The 19,346-nt window shown below is 66.7% G+C and carries 15 protein-coding genes and 1 other RNA gene; 3 read left to right on the top strand and 13 right to left on the bottom strand.

What is annotated here, in order from left to right:
* Window positions 1–9 precede the first annotated feature (9 nt).
* Window positions 10–699: a class I SAM-dependent methyltransferase gene (locus FMM06_RS04395; protein WP_143554958.1), complete on the top strand. Its 690-nt coding sequence runs from the start codon at window positions 10–12 to the stop codon at window positions 697–699.
* An 85-nt stretch (window positions 700–784) separates the two neighbouring features.
* Window positions 785–1,567 carry a phosphocholine cytidylyltransferase family protein gene (locus FMM06_RS04390; RefSeq protein WP_143554957.1) on the top strand — a complete coding sequence of 261 codons (783 nt, stop codon included), beginning with the start codon at window positions 785–787 and terminating at the stop codon, window positions 1,565–1,567.
* On the opposite strand, the gene FMM06_RS04385 is transcribed toward FMM06_RS04390, so the two are convergent.
* On the bottom strand, window positions 1,522–1,959 hold the full coding sequence (locus FMM06_RS04385) for an HIT family protein (RefSeq protein ID WP_143554956.1): 438 nt from the start codon (window positions 1,957–1,959) through the stop codon (window positions 1,522–1,524). The genes FMM06_RS04390 and FMM06_RS04385 overlap by 46 nt on opposite strands.
* Window positions 1,960–2,000: 41 nt before the next feature.
* On the opposite strand from FMM06_RS04385, the gene FMM06_RS04380 reads away from it, so the two are divergent.
* Window positions 2,001–2,981 carry a CDP-alcohol phosphatidyltransferase family protein gene (locus tag FMM06_RS04380; RefSeq protein ID WP_143554955.1) on the top strand — a complete coding sequence of 327 codons (981 nt, stop codon included), beginning with the start codon at window positions 2,001–2,003 and terminating at the stop codon, window positions 2,979–2,981.
* Here the strand turns inward: FMM06_RS04380 and fumC are convergent.
* The 12 genes from fumC to rplL form a co-directional block, all read right to left on the bottom strand.
* Entirely contained in the window at window positions 2,978–4,363 is a 1,386-nt protein-coding gene (fumC, locus tag FMM06_RS04375) for a class II fumarate hydratase (protein ID WP_143554954.1), read from the bottom strand. The two genes, FMM06_RS04380 and fumC, sit on opposite strands and share 4 nt — an antisense overlap.
* A gap of 115 nt (window positions 4,364–4,478) precedes the next feature.
* Window positions 4,479–5,123: an FxDxF family PEP-CTERM protein gene (locus tag FMM06_RS04370; protein ID WP_185965035.1), complete on the bottom strand. Its 645-nt coding sequence runs from the start codon at window positions 5,121–5,123 to the stop codon at window positions 4,479–4,481.
* 132 nt (window positions 5,124–5,255) lie between these two features.
* The gene (locus tag FMM06_RS04365) at window positions 5,256–5,726 is read right to left on the bottom strand and encodes an SspB family protein (RefSeq protein ID WP_143554952.1); all 471 of its coding nucleotides are present in this window, start codon (window positions 5,724–5,726) and stop codon (window positions 5,256–5,258) included.
* 96 nt (window positions 5,727–5,822) lie between these two features.
* Window positions 5,823–6,166, bottom strand: a transfer-messenger RNA (tmRNA) gene (gene ssrA, locus FMM06_RS04360).
* A complete protein-coding gene (locus FMM06_RS04355; RefSeq protein WP_185965034.1) occupies window positions 6,143–7,291 on the bottom strand; it encodes a glycosyltransferase family 4 protein in 1,149 nt (382 codons plus the stop codon). Before FMM06_RS04355 ends, ssrA begins: the two co-directional genes overlap by 24 nt.
* 384 nt (window positions 7,292–7,675) lie before the next feature.
* Entirely contained in the window at window positions 7,676–8,419 is a 744-nt protein-coding gene (locus FMM06_RS04350) for a tetratricopeptide repeat protein (protein ID WP_143554951.1), read from the bottom strand.
* A gap of 74 nt (window positions 8,420–8,493) precedes the next feature.
* Entirely contained in the window at window positions 8,494–12,681 is a 4,188-nt protein-coding gene (rpoC, locus tag FMM06_RS04345) for a DNA-directed RNA polymerase subunit beta' (protein ID WP_143554950.1), read from the bottom strand.
* A gap of 85 nt (window positions 12,682–12,766) precedes the next feature.
* The gene (rpoB, locus tag FMM06_RS04340; protein ID WP_143554949.1) at window positions 12,767–16,915 is read right to left on the bottom strand and encodes a DNA-directed RNA polymerase subunit beta; all 4,149 of its coding nucleotides are present in this window, start codon (window positions 16,913–16,915) and stop codon (window positions 12,767–12,769) included.
* Between the two features lie 247 nt (window positions 16,916–17,162).
* Window positions 17,163–17,576 carry a hypothetical protein gene (locus tag FMM06_RS04335; RefSeq protein ID WP_143554948.1) on the bottom strand — a complete coding sequence of 138 codons (414 nt, stop codon included), beginning with the start codon at window positions 17,574–17,576 and terminating at the stop codon, window positions 17,163–17,165.
* A 58-nt stretch (window positions 17,577–17,634) separates the two neighbouring features.
* The gene (locus FMM06_RS04330; RefSeq protein ID WP_185965033.1) at window positions 17,635–18,012 is read right to left on the bottom strand and encodes a hypothetical protein; all 378 of its coding nucleotides are present in this window, start codon (window positions 18,010–18,012) and stop codon (window positions 17,635–17,637) included.
* A 70-nt stretch (window positions 18,013–18,082) separates the two neighbouring features.
* Window positions 18,083–18,667: a helix-turn-helix domain-containing protein gene (locus tag FMM06_RS04325; protein WP_207790237.1), complete on the bottom strand. Its 585-nt coding sequence runs from the start codon at window positions 18,665–18,667 to the stop codon at window positions 18,083–18,085.
* 301 nt (window positions 18,668–18,968) lie between these two features.
* Window positions 18,969–19,346: a 50S ribosomal protein L7/L12 gene (rplL, locus tag FMM06_RS04320; protein WP_143554946.1), complete on the bottom strand. Its 378-nt coding sequence runs from the start codon at window positions 19,344–19,346 to the stop codon at window positions 18,969–18,971.

Below are 19,346 nucleotides of genomic sequence, written 5' to 3'. Positions count from 1 at the left end.
ACTGCGCGCATGTCCCGTGTTCGCGTCGTCTCCGCCCTCGCCCTGCTGCCGCTGCTGAGCGCGGCGCCCGGTTTTCCGCGTCCCGATCGCCCCGTCGCCAGCATCGTGTCGGCCGAATGGTCGGACGAGAAGAGCCGCGACAACGCCCGCGAGGCCGAGCAGGTGATGGTCTTCGTCGGCGCGCGGCCCGGCATGACGATCGCCGACATCGGTGCGGGCAGCGGCTATTACACTGTCCGCCTCGCCCCCCGCCTGATGCCGACCGGCAAGGTCATCGCCGAGGACATCGTGCCCGCCACGGTGCGCCAGCTGCGCGCCCGCGTCCGTAAGGCGGGGCTGACCAATGTCGAGGTCGTGCTGGGCCGCGCCGACGATCCGCGCCTGCGCGCGCGGTCGGTCGATACCGCGCTGATGGTCCACATGTACCACGAGATCAGCCAGCCGTTTGCGCTGCTCTGGCATCTGCGCGCCGCGCTCAAGCCCGGCGGCAAGGTGGCGATCGTCGACATCGACCGCCCCACCGCGCAGCACGGCACGCCGCGCGCGCTGCTGGCGTGCGAGCTGGCGGCAGTCGGCTACCGCCGCATCGGCGACCTCGATCTCGGCGCTGCGGGGGGTTACCTCGCGGTTTTCGAGCCCGTCGGGCAACGGCCGCGGCCGTCGGCGATCCGCGCCTGCAAGATGCGCGACCCGGGCTGATAAAAACGACGAGTGATTGGCGATTTTATTACGTTGTCATGCTACAGACACGTAATCGTCATCGCCTTGTCTCCGAAAGTAGCCCTTGCACGCAGTCATCCTCTCCGCCGGCCAGGGCTCGCGTCTCGCACCGCTGACCGCCAGCGTCCCCAAGTGCCTGATCGAATTTTCGGGCCGCACCCTGCTCGAATGGCAGCTTGCCGCACTCGCCGATGCCGGCGTCGCGCAGGTCACCGTGGTCACGGGGTTCGAGGCGGCGCAGGTGCGCGATCGGCTGGAGCGCGGGCACTGGCCGCACGTCGCGACGCTGCACAATCCGTTCTTCCGCATCGCCGACAATATCTCGTCGGTCTGGCTGGCGCGCGACGCGCTGCTCGGCGGCGACGCGCTGATCCTCAACGGCGATACGCTCGTCGGCCCGGCGCTGATCGCGGCGGCGCTGCGCCACGCGGTCGCGCCGGTCAATGTTACCACCGCGACCAAGGCCGAGTATGACGCCGACGACATGAAGGTCACGCTGGCCGGCGACCGCGTCACCGCGGTGTCGAAGCAATTGCCCCCCGGCGAGACCGATGCCGAGTCGATCGGCATGCTGGTGTTCCGCCGCGACGGCGGCGCACGCTTCGCCGGTGCGGTCGACAGCGCAATCGCGCGCGACGGCGGCACGGGCAATTATTACCTCAGCGCGGTGTCCGAACTCGCGCAGTCGGGGCTGGTCGGGGCGGCCGACGTGACCGGCCATGCGTCGGCCGAGGTCGATTTTCCCGCCGACCTGCCGCGCGCCCGGGCGCTCACCGCACGCTGGCGCAGCGCCCCCTGGGCTCAGCCCCCGCGCGTCGTGCCGTTCGCCAGGTCGGCGCGCAGCTGAGCGATCTCCGCAGGGTCGAGCGCCACTGCCGGGCTCAGCGCCGGCACGCTTGGCCAGCCTGTATCGATAAATTCATGGTTTCCCCAGTTGCGTGGCTCGGCGTAGCGCGGCACGACATGATAATGCACGTGGCGGTCGACCATCATCAGCATCAGGTAGTTGACCCGTTCGGGCGTGACGACGCGCGCCAGCGCCGCCTCGATGCGCGCGACCATGGCGGGCAGCGCCGCGCCCTCCTCCGCGGTCAGCGCGCCGAAACTCTCGATATCGCGCTTGGCGATCAGCACCATGCTGCCCAACGTCGGCTGCGCGGGGCGCACGACGACGGCCCAGTGCTCGTCCTCAAACACCGTGCCGGGGCCGTAGCCGAATTTCTCGAGTGTCGCGTGCATGGCCGACACGCTGCCCGAGCCGCCGCTTGAGCGCAACGCAAGTGTTTGGGCTGAGCGCGCCGGAGAGGCTGGCACGCCAGCTGGCGCGCCTGCGTCTCGCCGCGCCCGAACGGCTGCGCGTCGCGGACGGGGTCGTCGTCGACACGCCCGCACTCGCGCACCTCATTGCCGGGCCGCCCGCGACGGTGGTCGACGCAAGCGGCGCGACGCTGATCGAATGGGATGGCGGCGGCACGGCCGTGGTCGCGGGCACCGCCGGATTCTTCAACACCAGCCTGAAGAAGCGCGAGACCTTCCTCGCCTTCGCCCTCGACAAGACGCCGGTGCGCGAGATCGAGGATGCATTCTACTACGCCAGCTACAAGGGCGTGACCGACATCGTCACCAAATACGCCTGGCCGGTGCCGGCGCTGGCGGTGGTGCGCGCTTGCGTGGCGCTGCGCATCTCGCCGAACATGGTGACGCTCGTCTCGATCCTGTTGTCGATCGCCGCGCTGCCGCTGTTCGCGGGCGGCTGGTTCGGCTGGGGGCTGGCGTGCGCGTGGGGGATGACCTTCCTCGACACCGTCGACGGCAAGCTGGCGCGCGTCACCGTCAGCTATTCGAAGTTCGGCAGCTATTTCGACCACATCCCCGATCTCGTCTTCCCGCCGCTCTGGTGGTGGGCAGCGATGATCGGCCTGCGGGACGCGGCGCCCGAACTGGCGGACGAGCTGACCATCGCCTTCTGGGTGGTGATCGCGACCTATCTGGTCGGCCGCCTGTGCGAGGGCGTGTTCGAGCTCCGCCACCGCTTCGTGCCGTTCGTCTGGCGCCCGCGCGACGCCCGCTTCCGCCTCGTGCTGGCGCGGCGCAACCCGAACCTGATCATCCTGACCGCGGGCGCCGTCACCGACGTCGCGGCGGAGTCGTACCTGGTCATGGCTGGATGGTGCGCGGTGTGCGCGGTCATCCAGCTGTGGAACCTCGTCGAGAGCGAATGGACCCGGCGGCGCGGGCCGCTGGTGTCGTACCTAGCCTAGACCATCGCGTCCGCGCGCACGACCTCGCGGAAGCGCGCCTCGTCGATCAGCTTCAGCGCCAGTGCCGCCTCGAGCAGCGAGGTGCCGTGCTTGTGCGCGTGCTTGGCGATCGACGCGGCATTGTCGTAGCCGATCTCGGGCGCCAGCGCGGTGACCAGCATCAGCGAGCGTTCGACCAGTTCGGCAATGCGCTCGCGGTTCGGGGTCATGCCGTCGACCATGCGCAGGCGGAAACTGTCCATCGCGTCGCTGAGCAATTCGATTGACCGCAGCACGTTGTAGACCATCACCGGCTTGAAGACGTTCAGCTCCATGTGCCCCTGCAGGCCGCCGACGGTGACCGCGACGTGATTGCCCATGACCTGGGCCGCGACCATGGTGATCGCCTCCGCCTGCGTCGGGTTGACCTTGCCGGGCATGATCGAGCTGCCGGGCTCGTTCTCGGGCAGCGCGAGCTCGCCCAGCCCCGAGCGCGGGCCTGACCCCAGCAGGCGCAGGTCGTTGGCGATCTTGGTCACCCCGACCGCGATGGTGTTGAGCACCCCCGAGACTTCGACCATCGTATCGTGCGTCGCCAGCGCCTCGAACTTGTTGGGCGCCGAAACCCACGGCACGCCGCCCGTCACTTCGGCGAGCGCCGCGACGAATTCTTCGCCGAAACCCTTGGGCGCGTTCAGCCCCGTGCCGACCGCGGTGCCGCCCTGCGCGAGGCGGCTGAGGCGCGGCCACAGGTCGACGACGCGCTGCGCACCGTCCTCCAGCGTCTGCGCATAGGCCGACATCTCCTGCCCCAGCGTGACAGGCGTCGCGTCCTGCATGTGGGTGCGGCCGATCTTGACGATCCCCGACCAGTCGGCCTCGTGCTTCCGGAAAGACGCCGCCAAGGCGCGCAGCGCGGGGATCAAGCGGCGCTTCGCCTCGGTCGCCACCGCGACATGCATGACCGTCGGGAACGTGTCGTTCGACGACGCGCTCATGTTGACGTGGTCGTTGGGGTGGACGGGCGACTTGCCGCCACGCGTGCCGGTCAGCATCTCGTTGGCGCGCCCCGCGATGACTTCGTTGGCGTTCATGTTGGTCTGGGTGCCGCTGCCCGTCTGCCAGACTACGAGGGGGAACTCGCCGTCGTGCTTGCCCTCGGCAACTTCGGTGGCAGCCGCTTCGATGGCGTCGGCGAGCTTGGCGTCGAGGCCGTGGCGGCGGTTGACCTTGCACGCCGCCAGCTTGACCGACCCGAACGCGTGGATCAGCGGCAGCGGCATGCGGTCGCCGATCCCGCCGATCGGGAAGTTGCCGATGCTGCGCTGCGTCTGCGCGCCCCAGTAGCGGTCGGCGTCGACCTCGAGCGGCCCGAAGCTGTCGGTTTCGATGCGGGTGGTCATGGGTAGCTGTCTCCGGTGCGCTGTTGCCCGCGCGTCTACCGGAGGCGGGGTCGCCGCGAAACGAAAAAGGGCGCGCCGGTGAAGGCGCGCCCTTGTCTCAGTCCGTCGTCGACGTTCAGGCGGCGACGCTGGTCCGGCGGCGGCGGGCGGCGAAGCCGACCATGCCGAAGCCGACGATCATCAGGCCCCAGGTCGCCGGCTCGGGGACGGCGGCGAGCGCGACGCCGTCGATGAACGACGTGCGGTCCTCGGCGCTGAGGCCCGTGAAGGTCAGCGTGTAGGTCGTGCCCGACACCGCCAGGAACGGCGACGAGGTGCGCGCCACGAAGCTGCCGAAGCCGCTGGTGTAGGTGCCCAGGTCGATGGTCGACGCGCCGCCGCTGATCGACACGGTGTAGCTCTGCTGCCCGCCGTTGTTCGTGCGGTTGGCGTCGAGCCACGACAGGGTCAGGCTCGAAGTCGCCGTCGCGGTGAACGACTGCGACAGCGTGCTCAGGCCCTGGACGAAGGCGTAGTAGTTGCCGTCGGCGGCGGCCGTGTTGCCCCACGGGCCGCTGTTCGAGATAATCACGCCGCTGGTGCCGGTCCAGGCGCTGGGGGCGCACTGCGGGTTACCGGCAGCCGGGAAGGTGTCGTAGCAATAATCGGTGACCGGGGTGCTGGCGCCCTTGGTCTCGAAGCTGCCGTCGATCAGCGTCGTTGCGCTGGCCGCAGTCGAAGCCGTCAATGCGACAGCCGACAAGATCTGAATGAATTTCACGCTACACCCTCCACGAAGCAAAACACATGGAAAGTCATGCAATTGCCGTGCCATGCGGGCGTACCGTGGAGTTACGGTGCCGAAACCTCAGAGGTTGTAAACCCTGCCGACAGTTTCGCGTTAACGGTTTCGCTACTTCTTTCGGAAGCGGTCGAGCGTGACGACGTTCGACCCGTCCTCGATCGGCACGTGCGGCGCGGGGGCGGGTTCGGGGACGATCACCGCCTCGCCCTCCTTGGGCTGGAACTGTAGCGCGAAATTGACCGCCGGGTCGACGAAGCCGATCACCGCGTCGAACGGGATGCTCAGCTTGGCGGGCACCTGGTTGAAGCTCAGCCCGATCTCGAAATGCACGTCGTCGATCAGCAGGTCCCAGTAGCGGTGCTGGATGACGATGGTCATCTCGTCGGGATAGCGCTCGAGCAGGTGGCGCGGCATCTCGACACCCGGAAAGCGCGTGCGGAAGGCGATGTAGAAGTGGTGGCCGCCGGGCAGCCCGCCCTCCGCATCGATGCGGTCGAGTACGCGCCGGACGACCGAACGCAGCGCGTCCTGCACGATCTCGTCATAGGGGATCAGGCTGTCGGCAGTGGTGTCGTTCACGACTCAGGCTCCGGTACTGGCGGCTTGCTTACTTGAAGGCGCCACGGACGGGAAGCCAGTGGGGAGCTTCTGTTGCTCGGTGCTCCCCGTACCGCCGGTTTCTGCTTCTGTTGCCCGGTGCAGTCCCTACCGCGCTTTCGGCCAGTGTAACTTAGTCCGTTAGGACCGGGTTACGCTGCGATTGCGAATGCCTCGTTGTCGTTGGCATTTAGAGTTATGAACGGTTTTACGGCTCATTCAGGCCGGGCAAAAGTCTTCGTCTTTGAACGCACGTCGATCCTGTTTCGGCCCCTCGCTTCCCCCGACAACGGAGAGATTTGGTGGAGCCGCCGGGTACCGCCCCCGGGTCCGAACGTCTATTTCACGACACTCTTTATCGCCATATCGGGCCGCTAAGCCCGCCCCGACAAGATAGGCTAACTGGCGAAATTTGCAACCACGGCGCGGTAATGGCCCAGCAGCGCGCCGTTGATCGCGTCCCAGTCGTAGGTGCTGGCGCGCTCGACACCCGCCTGCCCCGCCGCCGCGCGCGCCACCGGATCGGCAATCAGCGTGGCGATCGCGTCGGCGAACGCCTTGGCATTGCCGGGCGGCACCAGCGCCCCGGTGACCCCATCGTCGACCAGACAGTCGTTGCCCGTGGCGCGCGCCGCGACCACCGGCAGGCCGCTCGCCATCGCCTCCAGCGTGACGTTGCCGAAGGTCTCGGTGGTCGACGGGTTGATCATCATGTCGGCGCTCGCATAGGCCCGCGGCAGCGCGTCGCCGCCCAGGAAGCCGGTGAACACCGCCTCGGGCACCTGCGCCGCGAACTTCGCCCGCGCGGGACCATCGCCGACGACGAGCAGCCGGTGCGGTATGTCGCGGCGGGTGAGTTCGGCCATCGTCGCGGCGACGACGTCGAGCCCCTTCTCCAGCACCAGCCGCCCGACGAAGGCGATCGCGATCTCGCTGCGGCCGATGCCCATCGTCTTGCGCCACGCCAGGTCGCGGCGGCCGGGGAAGAAGCGCGTACGGTCGATGCCGCGGCTCCACACGCGGATGCGGTCCGACATGCCCTGCGAGCGCAGCACGTCGGCGAAGCCTTCGGACGTCGCATAGATCTCGGCCAAGTCGCCGTAGAAGCGCCGCAGGTGCCGCTCTGCCCAGCGCCGCACCCAGCCGAGGCCGTAGAAGGCGAAATAGGTCTCGAAGCGTGTATGCACCGATGCGACGACGGGCACGCCCGCCTCCTTCGCCCACTTCTTGACGCTGTTGCCCAGCGCATCGGGTGCCGACAGGTGGACGAGGTTCGGCGCGAACGCCTCCAGATCGCGCCGCGTGTCGGGGTTCAGCGGCATTGCGAAGCGATACTCGGAGCGGCCGGGAATGCGGAACGACGGCACCGAGATTAACGTCCCCGACGGCTCGAACGCCGGCCGCTCGCTGGTCGGCGAATAGACGCGTACCGCGACGCCCTGGCGCTCGAGATAGTCGACGAGCTTGTTCAGCGCCTGGTTCGCCCCGTCGCGGACATAGTTGTAGTTGCCCGAGAAGAGCGCGACGCGGAGTTCAGGCGGGTTCACGCGTGTCGCTTAGCAGGCACCTTCCCCGCTGTCATTCGGGCGTACGCCGAAACCCCCGCCGGCGATCCTGCGCCATCGGGAGTACCTGTCCGGTCCGTCGCCTGCGAGGGCCATCTCCCGTCCGGCGCTAACTCGGATGGGGAGCCTCGAAACAGTCGATGCGGCGGCGATGATGCAGGGGCGGGACGCCTTCGCGGCGGGTCGTCGGATGCGCCTGCCTTGCCAGGGCGGGCGCGGAAGCTGGTTGGTGCCGGTCGGCGGCGCGTATCCCGTGAAGCCCCTGCATCGATCGCCAGTCCGGTTACAGGTAGCGCGCCTGCAGGCCGGACAGCGCCGCCTCTCACGCAGCGCATGATGAGTTACTAACCGATACGGTTCGTAATGTCAAGCCTGGAGCTGGCGGAGCTGGTCGGCGGCCCAGTCGTACATGGGCTTGTCGGCGGCGCGCTGCTGGCGCGTCAGGCGGCGCGCCCGCGCGGCGACCTCGGTCAGCAGGACGCGTGCCTCGTCGGCGCGGCCCGCCTCGATCAGCAGATTGGCGTAGCGGCAGCGGACTTCCTCGCCGGGGACGCGGCTGACGAGGTCGGCATACAGGGTCATCGCCTCCGGCGCGCGGCCCAGTGCTTCGAGGATGCGCGCGCGGAGCACCCCGGCGCGGTCGCCGTCGCTCGATCCGTCGACCGGCAGCGGCTCGATCGCCGCCAGCGCGCGCGCCGCATTGCCCGCAGCGAGCAGCGCGTTCGCGAGCCGGTAGATGGTGCGCGGGTCGCCGGCCTGGACGCCGGTCAGTGCCGCCTCGAGATGCGGCACCGCCTCGGCCGGGCGGCCGAGCTCACACAGCGCGTCGCCGACGCGCCGGTGAGTGGCAGGGGTGTCGGTCAGGTCGAGCGCATCGCGCGCGGCGCGCAGTTCGCGCTCCGGGTCGATCGCCTTGATCGCCTTGGTCCGCGCCCCCTGCGCTGCGCGGCCGCCCCAGATCTCGGGGCCGACCTCGACGATGAAATAGGCGATGCAGCCCGGGATCGACAGGAACACCGCCGCCATGATCCACAGCTGGTTGCGGCCCGTGCGAATGATGTGAACGACGGTCAGCACCTGCGCGAGGACCGACAGAACGACGAAACCCATTTTGCTGCCCCCAACAAAAAGCCCCGCCGGATCGCTCCAGCGGGGCCCTTCGTCAGTTTATGCAGCGGCTTGCGTCAGCCCGCAACCTCGCCCAGCGGGCTCGGCACCGGGGCCATCTCGACCGGCACCGGCTGCGAGGCAGCCAGCTTTTGCGCCTGGCTGGCACGAAGCGCGGCGTCGCGCGAGGTGGCGGTGACGCGCATCCGCGCCATCGCCGCACCCGTGCCCGCCGGGATCAGGCGGCCGACGATGACGTTCTCCTTGAGGCCCGTCAGCGTGTCGATCTTGCCCTGCACCGCCGCTTCCGTGAGAACCCGCGTGGTCTCCTGGAACGACGCCGCCGAGATGAACGACTTGGTCTGCAGCGACGCCTTGGTGATCCCGAGCAGGACGGGCTTGCCCTCGGCGGGCACGCCCTTCTTGTCGAGCTTGGCGTTCTCGGCCTCCATCTCCAGCCGGTCGACCTGCTCGCCGACCAGCATGGTGGTGTCGCCCGACTTGGTGATCTCGACCTTCTGCAGCATCTGGCGAACGATCACCTCGATGTGCTTGTCGTTGATCTTCACGCCCTGCAGACGATAGACCTCCTGGATCTCCGCGCACAGATATTCGGCAAGCGGCTCGATCCCCAGCACGTCGAGAATGTCGTGCGGGTTGGGGTTGCCGTCGATCAGGTAGTCGCCGCGGCGGACATAATCGCCCTCCTGCACCGAGACGTGGCGGCCCTTGGGCACCAGATACTCGGCGACCTCACCCGACCCGTCCTCGGGACGGATGCTGATCCGGCGCTTGGTCTTATAGTCCTTGCCGAACTCGACCCGCCCGTTGATGCGCGCGATGATCGCGTTGTCCTTGGGGATACGCGCCTCGAACAGCTCGGCCACCCGCGGCAGACCGCCGGTGATGTCGCGCGTCTTGGCGGCTTCCTTCGGAATACGCGCGATCACGTCGCCGGCGAACACCTCCTGCCCGTCGTTGACCGACAGAATGGCGTCGACCGCGAGCAGATAGCGCGCGCTCTCTCCCGAGCCCTCGTCGAGCAGGGTGATGCGCGGCTTCAGGTCGTCCTTCTTGTTGACCTGACGCCAGTCCTGCACGACCTTCTGGGCAATGCCGGTCGCGTCGTCGACGTTCTCCGACATCGAGACACCCTCGATCAGGTCCTGGTACTTCACCCGGCCCGACTTCTCGGTGATGACGGGGAGCGTGTACGGATCCCACTCGGCCAGGCGATCGCCCTTCGCGACGATCGCATCGTCGAGATGGAGCAGCGTCGCACCATAAGGCAGACGGTGCACCGAACGCTCGCGGCCGTCCTCGTCCATCAGCACGAGTTCGCCGTTGCGCGCCATCGAGATGTTGCGCCCGCGGCTGTCCGAGATCGTGTTGAGGTTGCGCAGCACGACCTTGCCGTCGACCGGAGCATCCAGCGTCGACTGCTCGCTGACCTGCGCCGCACCGCCGATGTGGAAGGTTCGCATCGTCAGCTGGGTGCCGGGCTCGCCGATCGACTGCGCCGCGATGACGCCGACCGCTTCGCCCGTGTTCACCGGCGTACCGCGCGCGAGATCGCGGCCGTAGCAGGTGGCGCAGACGCCGATCTTGGTCTCGCAGAGCAGCGGCGAACGGATCTTGACTTCGGGCACCGCCGCCTTCTCGATCCGCGCGACATCGACTTCGCTGAGCAGCATGCCCGCCGGAGCGATGACCTCGCCGGTCTTGGCGTCGACGACATCGAGCAGCACGGTACGACCGAGGATACGCTCCGAAAGCGACACGATGGTGCTGCCGCCCTCGACGATCGCCTTCATGATCATACCGCGCTCGGTCTTGCAGTCGTCCTCGAAGACGACGCAGTCCTGCGACACGTCGACCAGACGCCGCGTCAGATAGCCCGAGTTGGCGGTCTTCAGCGCGGTGTCCGCGAGGCCCTTGCGGGCGCCATGGGTCGAGTTGAAGTACTCGAGGACGGTCAGGCCTTCCTTGAAGTTCGAGATGATCGGCGTTTCGATGATCTCGCCCGACGGCTTGGCCATCAGGCCGCGCATGCCCGCGAGCTGCTTCATCTGCGCCTGCGAACCACGGGCACCCGAGTGCGCCATCATGTAGATCGAGTTGATCGGCTTCTCGCGGCCGCCCTCACCCATCTTCTTGGAGCTGATCTCCTTCATCATCGCGTCGGCGACCTGGTCACCGCAACGCGCCCAGGCGTCGACGACCTTGTTGTACTTTTCGCCCTGCGTGATCAGGCCGTCCTGATACTGCTGCTCGAAGTCCTTCACCGAGGCGCGCGTGTCGTTGACCGTCTTCTCCTTCGAAGCCGGGATGACCATGTCGTCCTTGCCGAAGCTGATGCCGGCCTTGAAGGCGTGACGGAAGCCGAGCGCCATGATCGCGTCGGCGAACAGCACGGTCTCCTTCTGGCCGGTGTGGCGATAGACCTCGTCGATGACGTCGCCGATGTCCTTCTTGGTCAACAGGCGATTGATCGTCTCGAACGGCACGCGGTGGTTCTTGGGCAAAGTCTCACCCAGCAGCATGCGGCCCGGCGTCGTTTCGACGCGGCGCAGCACCATGTTTCCGGCTTCGTCGGTCGTCTCGACGCGCGCGGTGATCTTGGAGTGCAGCGTCACGGCACCGGCGTGGAGGGCCTGGTGGACCTCCGCCATGTTCGCGAACTTCATGCCTGCGCCCGGCTCGCCTTCGCGGTCCATCGACAGATAGTACAGCCCCAGCACCATGTCTTGCGACGGCACGATGATCGGCTTGCCGTTGGCGGGCGACAGAATGTTGTTGGTCGACATCATCAGGACGCGCGCTTCCAGCTGCGCTTCAAGCGACAGCGGAACGTGGACGGCCATCTGGTCGCCGTCGAAGTCGGCGTTGAACGCCGAGCAGACGAGCGGGTGCAGCTGGATCGCCTTGCCCTCGATGAGAACCGGCTCGAACGCCTGGATGCCGAGGCGGTGAAGCGTCGGGGCGCGGTTCAGCAGCACGGGATGCTCGCGGATCACCTCGTCGAGGATGTCCCAGACTTCCTTGCGCTCCTTCTCGACCCACTTCTTCGCCTGCTTCAGGGTCATCGACAGACCCTTGGCATCGAGGCGCGAGTAGATGAACGGCTTGAACAGCTCGAGCGCCATCTTCTTCGGCAGGCCGCACTGGTGCAGCTTGAGTTCCGGCCCGGTGACGATCACCGAGCGGCCCGAATAGTCGACGCGCTTGCCGAGCAGGTTCTGGCGGAAACGCCCCTGCTTGCCCTTCAGCATGTCGGACAGCGACTTCAGCGGACGCTTGTTGGCACCCGTGATCGTGCGGCCGCGGCGGCCGTTGTCGAACAGGGCGTCGACCGCCTCCTGCAGCATGCGCTTCTCGTTGCGCACGATGATGTCGGGGGCGCGCAGCTCGATCAGCCGCTTCAGGCGGTTGTTGCGGTTGATGACGCGGCGATACAGGTCGTTGAGATCCGACGTCGCGAAGCGGCCGCCGTCCAGCGGCACCAGCGGGCGCAGCTCGGGCGGGATGACCGGCACGACGTTCAGCACCATCCACTCGGGCTTGTTGCCCGACAGGATGAAGCTCTCGACGACCTTCATCCGCTTGATGATCTTCTTGGGCTTCAGCTCCGACTTGGTCGTGCGCAGGTCCTCGCGCAGGATCTCCATCTCGCCTTCGAGATCCATCTCGGCGAGCAGCTCGCGGATCGCCTCGGCGCCGATGCCGGCGCGGAAGCCGTCCTCGCCATACTCGTCCTGCGCTGTCGCCAGCTCGTCCTCGGTCAGGAGGTCGAACTTCTTCATCGGCGTCATGCCGGGCTCGAGCACGACATACTGCTCGAAGTACAGCACGCGCTCGAGGTTCTTGAGCGGCATGTCGAGGAGCATGCCGATGCGGCTCGGCAACGACTTCAGGAACCAGATGTGCGCGACCGGGGCGGCGAGCTCGATATGGCCCATGCGCTCACGGCGGACCTTCGAGACGGTAACCTCGACGCCGCACTTCTCGCAGACGATGCCCTTATACTTCATGCGCTTGTACTTGCCGCACAGGCACTCGTAGTCCTTGATCGGACCGAAGATGCGCGCGCAGAACAGGCCGTCGCGCTCGGGCTTGAACGTGCGGTAGTTGATCGTTTCGGGCTTCTTGATCTCGCCGAACGACCAGCTGCGGATCTTCTCCGGGCTGGCGAGCGTGATCTGGATCTGGTCGAACGTCTCCGGCTTCGCGGCCGGGTTGAAGAAGTTCATCAGTTCCTGGTTCATAAACCAATCCTTTTAATTCGAGGCCGCGCGGCGGCGGGAAAACGGAGGGGCAGCGGCCTGAACCGCGCCCCTCCCTCGCTTTCCGCTATTCGACCTTCTCGGCGTTCTGCAGCTCGACGTTGAGCCCCAGCGACCGCATTTCCTTGACGAGCACGTTGAAGCTCTCGGGGATGCCGGCCTCGAACGTGTCGTCGCCCTTGACGATCGCCTCGTAGACCTTGGTGCGCCCGATCACGTCGTCGGACTTCACCGTCAGCATTTCCTGCAACGTGTAGGCGGCACCGTAAGCTTGCAAGGCCCACACCTCCATCTCGCCGAAACGCTGCCCGCCGAACTGCGCCTTACCGCCCAGCGGCTGCTGGGTGACGAGGCTGTACGGCCCGATCGAACGCGCGTGGATCTTGTCGTCGACCAGGTGGTGTAGCTTCAGCATGTAGATGTAGCCGACCGTGACCTTACGATCGAACATCTCGCCCGAACGGCCGTCGAACAGCTCGACCTGACCCGAGGCATCGAGCCCGGCCAGTTCCAGCATGCCCGACACGTCGGCCTCGCGCGCGCCGTCGAACACCGGGGTCGCCATCGGCACGCCGAGCGACAGGTTCTGCGCCAGCTCGCCGACTTCCTCCTCGGTCATCCCGGCGATGTCGCTCTCGTACTGACCGTTGTAGATCGACTTGAGCTTGTCGCGCAGTTCGCCGGTGTTGTCGGGGTGCAGGCCCTTCGCCTTCGAGTGGATGTCCTCGAGCATTGCGCCGATCTGCTTGCCCAAACCGCGCGCAGCCCAGCCAAGGTGCGTCTCGAAGATCTGCCCGACGTTCATCCGGCTCGGCACGCCGAGCGGGTTGAGCACGATGTCGACCGGCGTACCGTCCTCGAGGAACGGCATGTCCTCCTGCGGCAGGATGCGCGAGATGACACCCTTGTTGCCGTGGCGGCCGGCCATCTTGTCGCCGGGCTGCAGCTTGCGCTTCACCGCGACGAACACCTTGACCATCTTGAGCACGCCCGGCGGCAGCTCGTCGCCCGCCTGCAGCTTGCCCTTCTTGTCGTCGAGGCGCGCGTCGATCGAGCCCTGCGCCTCTTCCCACTGGCCCTTCAGGGCCTCGAGATCGGCCTGCACGGCATCGTCGGTGACACCGAACTTCCACCATTCACGGCGCGGCGTGGCTTCGAGCGTCTCGTCGTCGATGACCGCGCCCTTCTTGCCGCCCTTGGGTACTGCCGCAGCCGTCTGGCCGAGCAGCGCGGTGCGCAGGCGGGCATAGGTCGCACGGTCGAGGATCGCCGCTTCGTCGGCGGCGTCCTTGTCGAGCCGGTCGATCTCGTCACGCTCGATCTGGATCGCGCGCTCGTCCTTGTCGATGCCGTGGCGGTTGAACACGCGCACCTCGACCACCGTCCCGGCGACGCCGGGGGGCAGCTTGAGCGAGGTGTCGCGCACGTCCGACGCCTTCTCACCGAAGATCGCGCGGAGGAGCTTCTCCTCCGGCGTCATCGGGCTTTCGCCCTTCGGCGTGATCTTGCCGCACAGGATGTCGCCCGGCTCGACCTCGGCACCGATGTACACGATGCCCGCCTCGTCGAGGTTGCGCAGCGCTTCCTCGCCGACGTTCGGGATGTCGCGCGTGATGTCCTCCGGCCCGAGCTTCGTATCGCGGGCCATGACCTCGAACTCCTCGATGTGGATCGAGGTGAAGACGTCTTCCTTGACGATCTTCTCGTTGATGAGGATCGAGTCCTCGTAGTTGTAGCCGTTCCACGGCATGAACGCGACGAGGGCGTTGCGGCCCAGCGCCAGTTCGCCCAGCTCGGTCGACGGACCGTCGGCGATGATGTCGCCCTTGCGCACGATGTCGCCGACCGTGACCAGCGGACGCTGGTTGATGCAGGTCGACTGGTTCGAGCGCTGGAACTTCATCAGCGTGTAGATGTCGACGCCCGACTTGCCCGCCGCCACGTCCTCGGTGGCGCGAATGACGATACGCGTCGCATCGACCTGGTCGATGATGCCCGTGCGACGTGCGGCAATCGCGGCGCCGGAGTCACGTGCAACGGTGCCCTCCATGCCGGTGCCGACGAACGGTGCCTCGGCCTTGACCAGCGGCACCGCCTGTCGCTGCATGTTCGAGCCCATCAACGCGCGGTTGGCGTCATCGTTTTCCAGGAACGGGATCAGCGACGCCGCGACCGACACCAGCTGCTTGGGACTGACGTCCATCAGCGTGATGTTGTTCTTCGGGCTCATCAGGAACTCGCCCGCCTCACGCGACGAGATCAGGTCCTCGGTAAAGCTGCCATCCGCGGTCGTCTCGGCGTTGGCCTGCGCGATCGTGTGCTTGGCCTCCTCCATCGCCGACAGATAGACGACGTCGTCGGTCAGCTTGTGGTCGACAACCTTGCGGTACGGCGTCTCGATGAAGCCGTACTTGTTGACGCGGCTGAAGGTCGCGAGGCTGTTGATCAGACCGATGTTCGGGCCTTCCGGCGTCTCGATCGGGCAGATGCGGCCATAGTGGGTCGGGTGGACGTCGCGGACTTCGAAGCCCGCGCGCTCACGCGTCAGACCGCCCGGCCCGAGGGCCGAGACGCGACGCTTGTGCGTGACTTCCGACAGCGGGTTGGTCTGATCCATGAACTGGCTGAGCTGCGACGAGCCGAAGAACTCGCGCACCGCGGCCACCGCCGGCTTGGCGTTGATCAGGTCGTTGGGCATGACGGTGTCGATGTCGACCGACGACATGCGCTCCTTGACCGCGCGCTCCATGCGCAGCAGCCCGACGCGGTACTGGTTCTCCAGCAGCTCGCCGACCGAGCGGACACGACGATTACCGAGGTTGTCGATGTCGTCGATTTCGCCCTTGCCGTCCTTCAGGTTCACGAGCGTCTTGACGACCTCGAGGATGTCCTCGCGGCGCAGCACGGTCATGTCGTCGGCGACGTCGAGGCCCATGCGCATGTTCATCTTGACGCGACCGACGGCCGACAGGTCGTAGCGGTCGGCATCGAAGAACAGGCCGTAGAACATCGACTCGGCGGTCTCGCGCGTCGGCGGCTCGCCGGGGCGCATGACGCGATAGATCTCGCTGAGCGCATGGTCGCGCTCCTCGACCTTGTCGGCCATCAGCGTGTTGCGGATCCACGGACCCACCGACACGTGATCGATGTCGAGCAGCTCGATCGAGGTGTGACCCGCGGCGTCGAGCTTCTCGAGATTCTCGGCGGTCAACTCGTCGCCGGCCTCAATGTAAATCTCGCCCGTCGTCTCGTTGATCAGGTCGTACGCCGAATAGCGGCCGAAGATTTCCTCGGTCGGGATCAGCAGCGTCTTCAGGCCGTCGGTGACCGCCTTGCGCGCGACGCGCGGGGTGATCTTGGTGCCGAGCGGGAAGACGACTTCGCCGGTCTCGCCGTTGACGATGTCGAACGACGGCTTCTGGCCGCGCCAGTTGGCCTCGACGAAGGGCACGACCCAGCCGGCCTCGCCCTGCGTACCGCCCTTGGACGACCCGAACCCGCGCACCCAAGTGACGCGGTTGTAGAACTCGTTGAGGATTTCCTCGCTGTTGTAGTTCAGCGCGTAGAACAAAGTCGTGACGGGCAGCTTACGCTTCCGGTCGATGCGGACGTAGACGATATCCTTGGCGTCGAACTCGAAGTCGAGCCAGCTGCCGCGGTACGGGATGACCCGCGCGACGAAAAGGAACTTGCCCGACGCGTGCGTCTTGCCGCTGTCGTGGTTGAAGAAGACACCCGGCGAACGGTGCATCTGCGACACGATGACGCGCTCGGTGCCGTTGATGATGAAGGTGCCGTTGCCCGTCATCAGGGGCATGTCGCCCATGTAGACGTCCTGCTCCTTGATATCGAGCACCGACCGCGCCTCGGTGTCGGCATCGACCTCGAACACGATCAGGCGGAGCGTGACGCGCATCGGCGCGGCATAGGTCATGCCACGCTGGCGGCACTCGTCGGTGTCGTACTTCGGATCCTCGAGCTCGTAATTGACGAAGTCGAGCTCGGCGGTGCCGGCGAAGTCGCGGATCGGGAAGACACTGCGCAGCGTCTTCTCGAGGCCCGAGACATAGCCGTCCTGGGGGCGCGAGCGCAGGAAATGCTCGTAGGATTCGCGCTGGACCTCGATGAGGTTCGGCATCTGCACGACCTCGTGGATCTTGCCGAAGGTCTTGCGGATGCGCTTCTTGGCGGTGAAGCTCGACAGCTGTGTAGCCATTTAAGTCCCTGCTCCCGACGCGTCCGGGACAGCCCCGAAACGCGAAAAGCCGCGTATCCGGGCGACCGGACCGCAGCGTCAGCGTGATGAAACCCTAGCGCCCTGCCCCAATTCGTCGCGGCGCGCTCGCGACGCGCGCCGTGTCCCGAGGCCGGGAAAGGTGGCCCGCGCGAACGCGGGCCGGAATGTCGTGTGACCGGCTATATAGGCGCCGGACGCGATTTGGCAAAGGCCTTTGTGGAACCTTTTACCACTCGCGGCGGCGCGCCTCGAACCAGGTGCCGATCGCCAGCGTCGCCAGCACCGGATAAGCCCAAAGGACCTGGCCCGTGGCATAGGCGGTCTGGAAGATCGAATCGTCGGTGATCCGCGCGACATGGATCAGCGTTCCGATGATCTGGAACCCGGCGGCGTAGAGCGGCCAGAACCGGTCACTGCGCAGGGCAAGCCAGATCAGGTAGCCGAGCAGCGCCAGGTCGATCAGCAGGATACCCGATTCGGGTTGGAAGAACCGGCTGGTCTGCGCCAGCAGCGACGCGACCGCCGCCGAGATGAGCACGACCGCCGTCCAGCGTTCGCTGTCGCGGCCGAACCACAGCGCGGTCCCGCAGGTCACCGCGAGAAACACGTCGAAGATGATCTGATTGAACTGATGGGGCATCGCAAAGGACCTTATGACCGGCGGGGCGAGGCCCCGCCGGAATGATCAGAACGATGCGTCAGGCCGCGACCCGCGCCTGCTGCGTCTCGACGACCTTGAGGCGACCCTGCGGGCCGTTCTCGCCGGGCGGCGTGCCGATCTTCTCGACCATGCCGCCGAACGCGACGGCGTCGAGGCCGATCTGGCGCTGGGCGACGCGCAGCGCGGCGTGCGTCGCGACGATCTCGGTACGGGCGTCGCTGAGCTTGCCGATCGTGGCGACGGCCTTGAGCAGCGCATCCTGGCCGATGCAGGCACCGGCACCCGCTTGGGTGCGGACGGTCGGCATCAGCGCGGCGAGCGTCGCGGTCGCGGCGATGGCGGCATCGATGGCGGCTTCAGCGGCAAACAGCTGATCGGCGACCTGCTGAGCAGCGGCACGGCGTTCCTTGAGCATGACGACCCTTTCGTTCGCGGCAATGCGCGTGGTTGCAGACGACCCCCCCTGAGGGCGGCGCCCACAGGGTCTATAACAAGTTCTTCAGTGCCTCGAGCGCGCCGACGATGGCCCCAAAGCCGAGGGCGGAGCCGATGGCTATGCCCGCGATCCAGGCGAGACGTGCACCCGGCGACAGAGTGTTGCGGCGGCCCCAGGGCAGAAGCTCCGGATTGGCAGCGCCAAGCTGGCGTTCGTAGTTGTCGTACCTGGCGTCATCGTAGCGGAACGATGCGCCCGCCGAGCGGGGAGGGCCGTCGGCGGGCGGTTCGTCTTCCGGACTGGACCGCGGCGAAAACAGCTGGTCAGCATCATCGTCGTTCGTGGTCGAGGCCGGTGATGCAATTGTCACCTCGCCGATCGATCCGGCAACATCCGACGACTGGTATATCAACGGTTGATAGCCGCTGTTCTGGCTCTCGCTCTCGACGAGCAGGCGGGCCGCATCGATGCGGCTGGCAACGGCGAGCGTTTTCATCGCCGTACGCAGACGCATGTCGACGGTATGCGGCGAGATATCGAGGGCGCGCGCGATGTCCTTCGACGTCATGTGCCGATAGACCAGGCGCAGGCAATCGCGCTGACCCTCGGTCAACTGGGCGACAAGGTCGCTCACGAATCCATGGGAGGCGACATCGGCACGTGCATTCGCATGCGGCGAATGCCGGACCGCGTCAACCGTATTAGTGCGGTCATACGCAGCGCCTCCGCGCAGTCGGGCCGTTCCGGCAAAAGCTGACATGGCGTTCATCCTCGACCGCCGGCTAACCGATCACTCCCGGACCCGTCTTATAGCTTAATCATGACATAACGGACAGGGCGGCAATGCTTTGCGGGCGTCTATGCCGCAAGCGGTCGGCCGTGCAGCAAAAAGGGCGGCCCCGGCGGGACCGCCCTTTCCGATACAGGCGACGTGTTTACTTGAGTTCGACGGTCGCGCCAGCGGCTTCGAGCTGAGCCTTCAGCTTCTCGGCCTCGGCCTTGTTGAGGCCTTCCTTGACGGGCTTCGGCGCGGCTTCGACGAGCGACTTGGCTTCGGTCAGGCCCAGGCCGGTGATGGCGCGGACTTCCTTGATGACGTTGATCTTCTTGCCACCGTCGCCGGTCAGGATGACGTCGAACTCGGTCTTCTCCTCGACGGCGGGGGCAGCGGCGCCACCAGCGGCCGGGCCGGCAACGGCGACGGCAGCGGCGGCCGAGACGCCCCACTTCTCTTCGAGCATCTTGGCGAGGTCAGCGGCCTCGAGAACGGTCAGTGCCGACAGGTCGTCGACGATCTTCTGCAGGTCAGCCAT

The organism is Glacieibacterium frigidum (assembly GCF_007097155.1).
GTDB classification, from domain to species: Bacteria; Pseudomonadota; Alphaproteobacteria; order Sphingomonadales; family Sphingomonadaceae; genus Glacieibacterium; species Glacieibacterium frigidum.
This window is presented reverse-complemented; position numbering and strand designations above follow the sequence as displayed.